This window comes from Gordonia sp. (in: high G+C Gram-positive bacteria), from assembly GCF_020438995.1.
In the GTDB taxonomy this organism is placed as follows: domain Bacteria; phylum Actinomycetota; class Actinomycetes; order Mycobacteriales; family Mycobacteriaceae; genus Gordonia.
The window spans coordinates 19,196-30,558 of the sequence record NZ_JAGQTN010000002.1; the positions used below are offsets into that span (position 1 = coordinate 19,196).

Here is an 11,363-nt window from a genome sequence, read left to right on the forward strand (position 1 = left end):
AGTGTCATCTCTTCGGTACCTCACTCACCCTGCCGGTTGACGCCGCGTCAAGCGCAAGCTTGACCATCTGACCACCCGTGGGTATGAGAGGCTCGCAGGTATGCCGCCGGAGCGTGTTCACGAGTCACCGTCGAGACCGTCGACGGTGTGGATCGTCGTCACGGCCGTCGGCGTCATGCTGGTCGCGGCGAATCTACGGCCCGCGGTCGTGTCCGTGGCACCGCTGGTCTCCGACATCCGGCATTCGACCGGATTCAGCAGCGGAACCGCCGGCCTGCTGACGACGCTGCCGATCCTGTTCTTCGGACTCGTCGCCCCGTTCGCGCCGTGGCTCGCGGCCCGATTCGGGTTCGAACGCGCCGTCTTCGGATCGATGGTCGTGCTGATCGCCGGCATCATGCTGCGCGCGATCCCCGGAACGCCCTGGCTGTTCGCCGGTTCCGCGGTAGTCGGTGCGGCCATCGGTGTATGCAATGTGATTCTGCCCGGTCTCATCAAACGCGACTTCTCCCACAGCGCCGGCATGATGACCGGGCTGTATTCGATGACGATGACCGGCGGAGCCGCGGTGGCGGCGGCGTTCACCGTCCCCATCGACGACCGGTTCGGCGGCGACTGGCGAAAGGCGTTGGCGTCGTGGGTGATTCTGGCGATGGTCGCCGTCGTCGTATGGATACCTCAGCTGCGGCAAACGCATTCGGGTTCATACATCCGCCCCGCCCCGCTGTGGGGAAACAAGATCGCCTGGGCCATCACCATTTTCATGGGATCGCAGTCGTTCGTCTTCTACACCTTCGTGGCATGGATCCCGACATACCTCACCGATCGTGGCTACGACCGGACCGAGGCCGGCACCGTCCTCGCCGCCGGTCAGTTCGCCGCGATCGTCGGTTCGCTGGTGATACCGATCGTCGCCGGCCGATTCGCCGATCAGCGCTGGGCCGGGATCGTCACCGTCTGCAGCAGCGCGGCCGGACTGCTCGGACTGCTCTGCACCGACGTATGGGCGGCGTTCTGGTGCATGCTCGTGCTGTTCGGCCCCGGCTCGGCGCTCGGCCTGGCCCTGCTGTTCATGGTGCGCCGCAGCAGGTCTGCGGAACAGACCAACCAGGTGTCGGGGATGGCGCAATGTCTCGGCTATGTACTCGCGGCGGCCGGACCGTTCGGGCTCGGCGTCGTCCACGATGTCACCGGGTCGTGGGCGGCGGCATTCTCGGTGATCGCGGTGGCCCTGTGCACCCAGACCTGGGGCGGATGGGTGGCCGGACGAAACGTCCATATGACGGCCGAGTGAGCACCGCGCACCTCAGCGAACCCGGACGTACCGCCCCGGCTCGGCGAGTTCCACCTGCTGCACACCGACCAGACGTTCCACATGAAGTTGTGCGGTACGTAGCTCGACGGCACTCACGTACGGGGCGTCGACGTGGGGGCGGTACACCAGCCGGTAGTCGGCAATCTCGCCGATGGTGTGTGGCTCGGTCAGGAACTCCAGCAGCCGTTCCTCGCGCCGGAAGATGATCTCGCGGTAGGCGCGCAGCCGCTTGCGGAACTCATCAGCGCCTTCCACGACGCCCTTCTGGTGGAAGGTGCCGTACCAGCGCGCATCGATCGCCCCGGCCCGGTCGATCGAGGCGAGAAAGTCATCGACGCTGGAATGCAGGTCGCCGTACAGCGGCCCGAACGACGTCAGATCGATGTCGGCGACATAGAAGAAGCCGTCGGGTTCGATGAGCACACCGCTGTGTCCCGGCGTGTGCCCGGGTAGGTGGACGAGCGTTGCGGTGCGATCCCCCAGGTCGAGTACCTCGCCGTCGTCGACGCCCTGCACCCCGTGATGACGGCTCGGCAGCCCGAACTGCTCATCGATGATCCGTGCCACCTCCGGACGGTCGGCCGGGTCGAGGCCGTACGAATCGAGCAGAACCTCCAGCGACGCAACAGCTTCGACATCCCGGTGATGCGTGTAGACCGGCGCGGAAAAGTACCGCAGCCCGGCGATGTGGTCCTCGTGCGCATGACTGATCACCACCGCATCGGCCCGCACCGACCCGTCGACACCTAGTGCCGGATCGATCAACAGTTGCTGCGCCGACCCGGCCACCAGCACCGAATTGCCATACGGGAACGCCCCACGCTCCTGCCCTTCGAGAACCGTCACCGCACCGAACACCCGATCCGAAACCATGCCTTCGGGTCTATCAGACCCGAGAGCATCATTGAGGAGAATGTCCGAGGCCGCAGCTACATTGCGACTGTGAAGGACAACAACGTCTATAAGGCCGGTCCCGCCGCGGACCCCGACGACATCGACTTGAACGTCGGTCGAGAGGCGCTCACTCTCATGCATCTCGAACAACCACCGGGGTGCCTCACACCCGCGCAGATCGCGTTCGCCCTCGGCAACGATCCCGACTACATCGACGCGCTGATCGCGCACGACGACGACCAGTCGTCGGTGTGGAGCGAATCGGCGCTCCACGTACGCAACGTCGGCGGCGACCCGGACGAGGTCGAGGTGCATCTGATCGAGGCCCGTGCCTGGGGGTCGACCGCCCAGACCAAACGGGGCGCGCTGGCCTGGCTCGAAAGCCACCCCGCCGCACCCCCCGTCGACTTCCTGCTCGATGACGAACTTCTCGCCGTTCGGCGTGCCGGTGACTCGAAAGTCCGCGCATGGCGTGAATGTTCAGGTCCCGAGTGCACCGAAGAATCTCGGGAATGTCCGGCGCACGGAACCAGGGTGGTCGAGTTGGAAGACGCGTACGACCGATCCGTCGAGACTCTCCGCGCCCGCTTTCTGGTGTTGTCACGAGCCAACGACAAAGTACCTGAGGCCGTACCCGGCTCGACGGCTCGCTGATCTGCCGACCACCCCTGCGCAGTGACCGCGCAACGCACACACATTGCCGACAACTCTGGATTCCGGAACCGGAAGCAAGCCTTCATCGATGTCAGAGCCGTCACGATTGAGTCAGCACATGTCGCCTCAGAGTGACTTATCCGCATTTCCTGTCGGGGTCGATGGCGTGGACGACCTTGCGGCCGATTCCGGCGAGCACGCGGATCTCGTCGGCGTCGAGGGTGTCGATGAGCAGGCGCCGCACCTCGCGGACGTGGGCGGGGGCGGTCAGCTGGACCTTCGCGTAGCCGGCGTCGGTCAGGGTGGCGTTGGTGCGTCGTCCGCCGCCGGGGACCTGGCGCCGGGTCAGGTAGCCGGCGTTTTCCAGCCTTTTGGCGGTGTGCGAGAGACGTGACAGCGACGACGACGCGAACCGCGCGATCTCGGTCATCTGCATCGTCCGGTCCGGTTGTTCGGACAGCACCGAGAGCACCATGTATTCGAACATACTCAGCCCGGAATCTCGTTCGAGTTGCGCGTCGAGGGCGGTGGGCAACTGGACCATCAACGCAGCGACGGCGAGCCACGCGCCGCGCTCCTCGGGGGTGAGCCACGGGGTGTCGTCTTCTGCGGTCATACCGACATCCTAACGCTACTTGACGCTTCAACAAGATCTGCTAGAGTTTCATCTTGAACATTCAAGTAGGGAGCTCGATATGAACATTCTTCTGTGGATCATCGCCGGCGTGCTCGCCGCGGTCTTCGTCGCGTCCGGCCTGATGAAGGCGACCCAGCCGAAGGAGAAGCTCGCCGCGAGTCTGCCATGGGTGAACGACTTTTCGCTCGGCACCATCCGCTTCATCGGGATCGCCGAGATCCTCGGCGCCATCGGCCTGATCCTGCCCGGCGCCACCGGCATCGCCGCGGTCCTCACCCCGATCGCCGCCGTCTGCCTAGCCGTAACCATGGTGCTTGCCGCGGTGGTCCACGGCCGTCGTGGCGAAACGCAGGCGATCGTCGTGAACGTCGTACTGCTGGCGCTCGCGCTGTTCGTCGCCGTCATGCGGTTCGGCCCCAACGCATTCTGAGCCCAACACATTCTGGGCCCGCCACACCCCATCCATCCGCGCCGCCCGAGCGGCACAGTAAGGAGCAATCATGACCATCGCCGTTTTCGGAGCCACCGGACAACTCGGCCGTCTCACCATCGACGCACTGCTGGCCCGCGGTGTGGCCGCCGACCGGATCCGCGCCCTCGGACGCAACCCCGAACGCCTCGCCGAACTCGCCGACGCGGGCGTGGCCACCTTCACCATCGACCTCGACGACGCATCGACGCTGGCCGCGCCACTGCAGGGCGCCGACGAGGTGTTCCTCATCTCGGGCAGCGAAGTGGGCAAACGGCTTCCGCAACACCGGGCCGCCATCGATGCCGCCGTCGCCGCCGGGGTTCGCCGCATCACCTACACGTCGGCCCCGCGGGCGGACGTCAGCACCCTGGTCCTGGCGCCCGAACACAAGGCGACCGAGGAATACCTCGCCGCATCGGGCCTGACCACCACCATCCTGCGTGACGGCTGGTACACCGAGAACTACCAGCCCGACTTCGGTGTCGCGCAGGCCACCGGCGTCATCGCCAACAGCGTCGGCGCCACCGCCCGTATCGCGAGCGCCCCGCGCACCGACTTCGCCGAGGCCGCCGCCATCGTCCTCACCACCGACGGCCACGACGGCAAGGTGTACGAGGTCAGCGGAGACACAGCCTGGACGTGGCCGGAGTTCGCCGAGGCCGCATCGCAGGTGCTGGGCAAGCCGATCGAATACAAGGCGATCACCGTCGACGAGGAGCGGGTCGCGCTGGCTGCCGCCGGGTTGCCCGCACCGGTGGTCGATCTCGTCGTGGGCCTGAACGAGGGCACCCGAGACGATCAGCTCTCCCTGACCACCGGCGACCTGTCCCGGATTCTCGGCCGGCCCACCACCCCGATCGTCGACACCATGCGGTCCTGGGCATAGGCGTACCCGGGTGTAGCCCAGCCCGTCACCCGGCGCGGGCACGACGGCCGAACACTGCGCCGGGCGCGATGACGACCCCTGTGTAGTGTGCTTGCCAGGAGGTGCCATGTCGTTACCAGCACGGGACCCCGAAATAGCGTCGGCACCAAGCAATCTCGCCGACAAGAATCCGACCGGAGACCACCCCGACGACGTGGCTGTCCCGCGCGCAGATGTCAGTGCCGGGCGGGCCCTCGCGATTGTCGCGGTGCTGTGTTTCGGTGGCCTGGTCGCGGCGGTGATGCAGACACTGATCATCCCGATCCAGCCGGAACTGCCCACCACCCTCGGCACGACCATCGAGAACGCGTCGTGGGTCATCACCGCCACGCTGCTCGGTGGTGCCGCCCCGAGCATCTGACGTCGATGGCGGTGGCGACGATGGGTGTCGGTGCCGGCATCGGCCTGCCGCTGGCCGCATGGATCAGCGAGTCCGCCGATTGGCATGTGTTGTTCTGGATGTCGGGGGGACTCGGTGTGATCGTCCTGGCGCTCACGCTGGTGGTGGTCCCGCACATCGACGACGCCGTCGGCGGACGGCTCGATCTGATCGGCGCGCTCGGATTGTCGGCAGGTCTCATCGCTGTGCTGACCGCGATCACCAAAGGCAACCACTGGGGCTGGTCGGCACCGATCACCTTGGCATTGCTCGCCGGCGGGCTGGTCGTCCTACTGGTGTGGTGCTGGTACGAACTGCGCCACGACGACCCGCTCGTCGACCTGCGCACCACCGCCCGTCCGGCGGTTCTGTGCACCAACATCTCCTCGATCGCCGTCGGATTCGGGATGATGGCGCAGTCCGTCGCCATCCCGCTGCTGCTGGAATCACCGACCGCTACCGGCGCGGGGCTGGGCCAGACCGTACTGCAGGCCGGTCTGTGGATGGCGCCGTTCGGCGGCATGATGCTGTTGATGTCGCCGGTGTCGGGGACGCTGATCCGGCGGATCGGCGGCCGGTCCGCCTTCCTGATCGGCGCCGCGCTGCTCGGCGCCGGATATGTTCTGGCCCTGTTCCTGATGGACACACCGCTGCAGATCATGGCCGCCACCGTCGTCTGCGCGGCGGGCGTCGGCGTCGCCTACTCGGCGATGCCCACACTCATCATGGACAACGTGCCCGCCGCCGAATCCGGTGCGGCCGTCGGCCTCAACGGCCTGATGCGGTCGATCGGAACGACATCGGCGTCGGCGGTGATGGCCATGGTGCTGACCGGTTCCACGGTCACCGTCGCCGGCCACCACTACCCCGACCAGTCGGCGTTCCGCTGGTGCTTCGTGATCGGTGCCGGCGCCTCGTTCCTGGGATTCGGAATCGCACTGCTGATCCCCCGGAACAGCGACGGGACCTTGTGACCTGCGCCACTGTGATCGTCCCCACTTTCGATTCGCTATCACAAACTTGCAGGTATGCACCGGCCGAATGTGAACGGTGACTACACTGTTCGCGTGCCCGCGCCGCAGAGTTCCCGCCGGTCGGCGACGATCGCGGAACTCACCGACGCGCTCACCGCAGCCCTCAACGGCGTCCCCCGCGCGCACCGGACGCTGGTGATCACCGCAGGGCCCGGCACCGGAAAATCCCATATCCTGCGCGAGCTGCTCGACGCCCTGCCCACTCAATCCGCGCTACGACTCGGCGGGGCAGTCTGCACGGTGCGCCGCGCGGAGGCCGACGACCTGTCCTGGCGCAGGCCCTACGCCGTCGCCGCGGCCCTGCTCGGCCGTGACATGTACGCCCCCGTCCCCGACGATCTCGCTGACGACCTTTACACGTGCGTCGACGACATGTGTGCCCTGGGGCCCGTCGTGCTGGCCGTCGACGACGCCCACCACGCCGATGCCGCCAGCCTCGAACTCTTCACCAGGCTCACCGGCGCCGCCCGCGATCTGCCGCTCGTGCTGATCCTGACCCGTCGGCAGCTACCTGCCCGCGAACAGCTGACCCGCCTGTTGTCCCTGCCGGATGTCCGCGAATGGTACGTGCCGCCGATGTCGAAGGCGGAACTGATCAGCCTGGCTGCCGGGACCCTGCATGCCACTCCCGGTGCCGGTGTCGGGGCGGTCCTCGAGCGTTCGGGCGGCAATCCCATGCACGCACTCTCGCTGCTGCGGTCATTGCGCCAAACCGGCGGCCTACATGTGATCGACGGTGTCGCCACGGTCGATCCGGACGGCGTCGCGGGCGTCCACGCCGGTATCAAGGAAGCGATCGGATCTCATCTGGCGCTACTGGATCCCGCGGCCCGCGAACTGACCCAGAAGCTCGCCGTATGGGGCGGTCCGGCCACGCTCGCCGAGATCGCCGCCCTCGACGGTTCGTCCCCGGTCGGCCTCGTCGGTGCCGCCCAGACCAGCATCGACGCCGGTGTGGTGGGCACCGGTCCCGGCGACACGCTGCACTTCACCCACGATCTGTACGCCGACGTCACGTACGAACGGCTCGCGCCGGCACTGCGCACCGTCCTGCATCAGGCCGTTGCCGATCACCCGGGCGCCGGGCGCAGAACGCAGGTCGTGGCGCATCACACGGTCGCCGCCGGCACCGACGCCGACCGCAGTGCGGCGGCAGTCGCGGCCGCCCAGCGCGAACTCGGCCATGTCCCGGCGATGACCGTCGAGTTGCTCGACACCCTGCCCGCCGACGTGACGGCCTCGAAGAACCTGCGGGCGATGCATCTGAACCTCGCCACGGCCCTCACCCGCACCGGACAATTCACCCGCGCGGCACAGGTCGCCGAAGAGGGCCTGGCCCACGCCACCACCGTCGAGGAGATCACCGACCTGCACCAGGTGCTGCTGTTCGCCGTCATCACCAAAGGTGACACGGTGCGCGCCCGCGAGCTGATCGACCAGACCCTGGCGCTACCCCTCGACGAGGAGACCATCACCGAACTCACCGACCTGCGCCGGTACGTCGGCATCATGGAAGGTGCCGAACCTGTTCCGCGCCAACCGTTTTTCGACGTGGCCCACGCGCACTCCCGGCCGTTGTCCGGGGTGGTGGCCGAGTCGCTGCGTCGCATGATGCTCGGCGACCTGCACGAGTCGCTGCGCTTGATCCTGATCGCATCCCGCCGGGATGCCGACGAGGGCGCCCGCGGCGAGCACAGTGCCTCCGACGCCGACATCTGGGTGCCGCTGATCGAGCAGTATGCCCACGGCGCGGGACCGGCCGCCGACCTGCTGCGATCGGTGGCCGGGCTGCGCGTCAACCGGGGCACCGACTGGATGATCGCCTACCACGAATTCATCCAGGGCGGAATCGAATTGGACCTGGGGCGGGTGACCGACGCCGCCGCCTCGTTCGACGCCGGACTCGAACGGGTGGCCACCGCCGACATGGGCTGGACATCGCTGGCCGTCGGCGGACGCATCCACGCCGCGATCCTCACCGGCGAGTTCGCCGATGCCGCCACCCGGATCGAGGAGTGGAACGCCCGCGGACTCCCCGACCAGCTCGGCATCCCGATGATCGACGCCACCGCCGTCCAGTTGCTCGAAGCGACCCGCAAACTGCGGCCGGCGGCCACCGCGGCGATGAAGGTGTGGGACCGCGCGCACACGCATGGCGCCTACATGTGGATGCCCGAATTCGGCCTCGAATGCGCCCGCATCGGGCTGCGCGCCGGCGACGAGGCACTGCTGCACCGCCTGGTCGACGACCTTGATTCGCAGCCTTACCCGCAATCAGATTGGGCTGCAAGCGATGTCGATCTCATAAACGCCATCGCGGCCACGGCGCTCTCGGGCGCCGACCCGATGACGGTTGTCGCTGCCGCGCGCAGCACCGCCGAAGCCCATGACGCGGTGGGCTTTCAGGTCGGCCGGGTCCGGGCGCTCGAGGAGGCCGCCTGCGCCGCGGCGGCGGCCGGCGACAAGGCCCTCGCCCGCGGCATCGCCCACGAGACACTGGTTCTGACCCAGGGGATGGGTGCGGTAACAATCTCCGAACGCCTGTGTTCGCGGCTGCGCCCACACGGCCTGCGATTGACCCCCAGCGCCACCCGGGAGCGGCCACAGACAGGCTGGGATGCCCTGACGCGGACCGAACGGGCCATTGCCGAATTGGTCGGCGACGGGTGTAATGGACCGGAAATAGCCGAACGCCTGCATATTTCGACACGCACCGTGCAAACGCACGTGTCGCACGCACTCACCAAGCTCGGTCTGCGCACGCGCGTCGAACTGGCCGCTTTCGTCGCAGGACGATAGCGATCCGCGCGCCTTTGGCGCTCGAATATCCGTCATGTGACGGATTTCTGTGCGTCCGTTGGCTGGCACAGTTGTGTGAGTCGTCGCACCGCGGGAGGCTACCCCGGGTGTCCCGCGGCGCGACGACCACCTGACGTTCCAGTGACCCAACCGTCCTGAGCCCGCCAACTCTTCTGAGCCCCCACGCTTCTGAGCCCTGAGGACACCGCATGAGAGTCTCGATGACGGACCCTATCGGCGCATTCGCCGGACGGCCGCACGGAAAGCCGCGGTTCAGCAGCGTCGGGAAGGTCCTCTATCTGGTCACCACCACTCCGGACGGCAACAGCGCACTCCATCAGCACAAACATCCGCTCGGGGTATCCGCGGCCGTGACGACAGACCTGCTCGGCAGGCCGATCGGCGACGCCGTCGCCGACCCGGCAGCCGGTCCCCGCATATACGTCACCACCGAGTACGACGGCAGCACCATCGTCAACGCGGTCGACCCCTCGGGCCGGAACAAGACCGTCACCATCGACGGAACTGCCTTGGGCGCAATACAACTGGCCGTACTGGAAGGACAGGGCGAGGACGGCTATCTGTATCAGAACGTCGCAACCGGTAGCGGCGGCCGCACACTGGTGATCATCGACCGGGCAACCCACGCGGTGGGCAGAACGATCTCCACCAACGCACCCGCCGGGCCCGCGATCTTCCGCGACGGCAACGTCTACCTGCTTAGTTCGGGCGGCGATCCCGCGACCGACGGCACCAGCCTGGTGTGGTTCAACCCGCATTCCTTCGTGGCCGGGGGCACCATGAGTTTCACCGACCTTCAGTTCGGCGTACCCCAGATATCCTCCGGCAGTGGTACTCCCACATTGGTGACCCGTGCCGACGGCACGTACTACCTCACCCTGCTGCGCTATGACCCCGGCACCGACCGGTACACCACCAACGTCGTGCGCTACGGCGATCATCTGCTCGACGTCCGTTCCATTCCCGGCAAACACACCGGCCCGCCGCAACGGCTATCCGACGGCACGATCATCCAGGTCGTCCACGCCGACGGAATCACCCGTTACGTAATCCTCGACGGAAACCGGATCTGACCTCGATCCAGAACTCCGGTGCCCGGCCGACGAACTTCCACGAATCTATAGCCAGTTGCGGTAAGTGACCCAGGCCGGGCCGGCGTCGGGAGCGTCCTCGCGGGAGACCGCGGCCTGGATGAGGCCGTACGGGCGGTCGTCGGCGTGGAACACCTCCTTGTTGTTCTCGACGTCGTCGAACGCGGAGAAGTCGTAGACGAAGTGGTGTTTGTTGGGTGCCGACATCCGCACCTCCGCGACCAGCGGAAACTCCTCCAGGATCGCCTCGCCGATGCGGTGCAGCGTCTGCTGCAGGGCGAGTGAGTGGACGGTCGCGAACTTGGCGATCGCGATGTCGCGGATCCGGGCGAACAGACCGTCGAAGCCGAGTTCACCTGGATCGGTACCCACCAGCCGCCACTGCATCACCAGCGACGTCGCCATCACGCGGTCGTCGGTCTCCTCCAGGATCGTGTACGGATCGACGAAGAAGCCCTTGAACTCGCTGCCCGTGGATTTGAGGAGCACGAAGTCCTTCACACCCGAGACGACCCAGGTGTGCTCCTTGTTGTGGGTGACGGCCACGGTGCGCACCTCTGCCGACGCCTTCACGAACGTATGCGGATGTTCCTCGCCGTCGACGATCGCCCGCTCCCACGCGAACTCCTCCACCTCGATCAGCGCCTCGTCGACCGGTTCGATGTCGTCGACGTAGTGCGTGGCCAGCGCCAGCGCGTACTCCTCGGGCGAACTGATGCCGACCTTCTTGGCGTAGGCGTACGCGGTCTGTTTCTGCGTGTCGGTCGGCAGCACCTTGCTCTGATCACCGGTCAGATAGGCGTCGGTGAAATCACCACGCAGACAAGATGATACGTTCAGATCCCGGATCTCGTGGCGAGCGGTGTCGCGGACGATCCGGACCACCCGATTCTCGGCCTTGCCGTACTGGTTTCCGGACAGGACGATCTTTCCGGACAGGCTTTCGGACATCGGTCACGACCTCTCTGTGGTGTCCCCAAGTTCGGTATCCATATCAGACCGCACCCGTTAAACGGATGTGTCCTGGTCGTTAGCGGGATGGAACAACACCGAACCTGTTTGGCGCTGCGATCTCCGTCATGACACAGACGACCGCGACGGCGCGGAGGCGGACAGTGAACGTGCAGCCTTACCCAATGCGC

Annotated in this window: 9 protein-coding genes and 1 pseudogene; 7 read left to right on the plus strand and 3 right to left on the minus strand. The window is 66.7% G+C overall.

The genetic code is table 11. The features are described 5' to 3' along the window. Nucleotides 1-100: 100 nt before the first annotated feature. Nucleotides 101-1,294, plus strand: coding sequence for an MFS transporter (locus KDB67_RS00140; RefSeq protein ID WP_291010853.1), 1,194 nt, complete (start codon nucleotides 101-103; stop codon nucleotides 1,292-1,294). 12 nt (nucleotides 1,295-1,306) lie between these two features. Here KDB67_RS00140 and KDB67_RS00145 read toward each other — a convergent pair whose 3' ends face one another. After that, nucleotides 1,307-2,188 (minus strand): MBL fold metallo-hydrolase, encoded by an 882-nt coding sequence (locus tag KDB67_RS00145; RefSeq protein ID WP_291010855.1) that lies wholly within the window; start codon nucleotides 2,186-2,188, stop codon nucleotides 1,307-1,309. Between the two features lie 69 nt (nucleotides 2,189-2,257). Between KDB67_RS00145 and KDB67_RS00150 the strand changes: the two genes are divergently transcribed. Beyond that, a complete protein-coding gene (locus KDB67_RS00150) occupies nucleotides 2,258-2,863 on the plus strand; it encodes a hypothetical protein (protein ID WP_291010857.1) in 606 nt (201 codons plus the stop codon). Nucleotides 2,864-2,999: 136 nt separating this feature from the next. Here KDB67_RS00150 and KDB67_RS00155 read toward each other — a convergent pair whose 3' ends face one another. Next, nucleotides 3,000-3,479: a MarR family transcriptional regulator gene (locus KDB67_RS00155; protein WP_291010859.1), complete on the minus strand. Its 480-nt coding sequence runs from the start codon at nucleotides 3,477-3,479 to the stop codon at nucleotides 3,000-3,002. A 79-nt stretch (nucleotides 3,480-3,558) separates the two neighbouring features. On the opposite strand from KDB67_RS00155, the gene KDB67_RS00160 reads away from it, so the two are divergent. The 5 genes and pseudogenes from KDB67_RS00160 to KDB67_RS00180 all read left to right on the plus strand — a co-directional run bounded on the left by KDB67_RS00160 (nucleotide 3,559) and on the right by KDB67_RS00180 (nucleotide 10,203). After that, a complete protein-coding gene (locus tag KDB67_RS00160) occupies nucleotides 3,559-3,930 on the plus strand; it encodes a DoxX family protein (RefSeq protein ID WP_291010861.1) in 372 nt (123 codons plus the stop codon). Between the two features lie 70 nt (nucleotides 3,931-4,000). Continuing rightward, the gene (locus KDB67_RS00165) at nucleotides 4,001-4,858 is read left to right on the plus strand and encodes an SDR family oxidoreductase (RefSeq protein WP_291010863.1); all 858 of its coding nucleotides are present in this window, start codon (nucleotides 4,001-4,003) and stop codon (nucleotides 4,856-4,858) included. Between the two features lie 106 nt (nucleotides 4,859-4,964). Then, nucleotides 4,965-6,250, plus strand: a pseudogene (locus KDB67_RS00170) (MFS transporter). A 93-nt stretch (nucleotides 6,251-6,343) separates the two neighbouring features. After that, nucleotides 6,344-9,109, plus strand: coding sequence for a LuxR family transcriptional regulator (locus tag KDB67_RS00175; RefSeq protein ID WP_291010865.1), 2,766 nt, complete (start codon nucleotides 6,344-6,346; stop codon nucleotides 9,107-9,109). A gap of 221 nt (nucleotides 9,110-9,330) precedes the next feature. After that, a complete protein-coding gene (locus KDB67_RS00180) occupies nucleotides 9,331-10,203 on the plus strand; it encodes a hypothetical protein (RefSeq protein WP_291010867.1) in 873 nt (290 codons plus the stop codon). Between the two features lie 45 nt (nucleotides 10,204-10,248). Here the strand turns inward: KDB67_RS00180 and pucL are convergent, their stop codons facing one another. Continuing rightward, complete coding sequence (gene pucL, locus KDB67_RS00185; protein WP_291010869.1) at nucleotides 10,249-11,172, minus strand: factor-independent urate hydroxylase; 924 nt, start codon at nucleotides 11,170-11,172, stop codon at nucleotides 10,249-10,251. Nucleotides 11,173-11,363 lie beyond the last annotated feature (191 nt).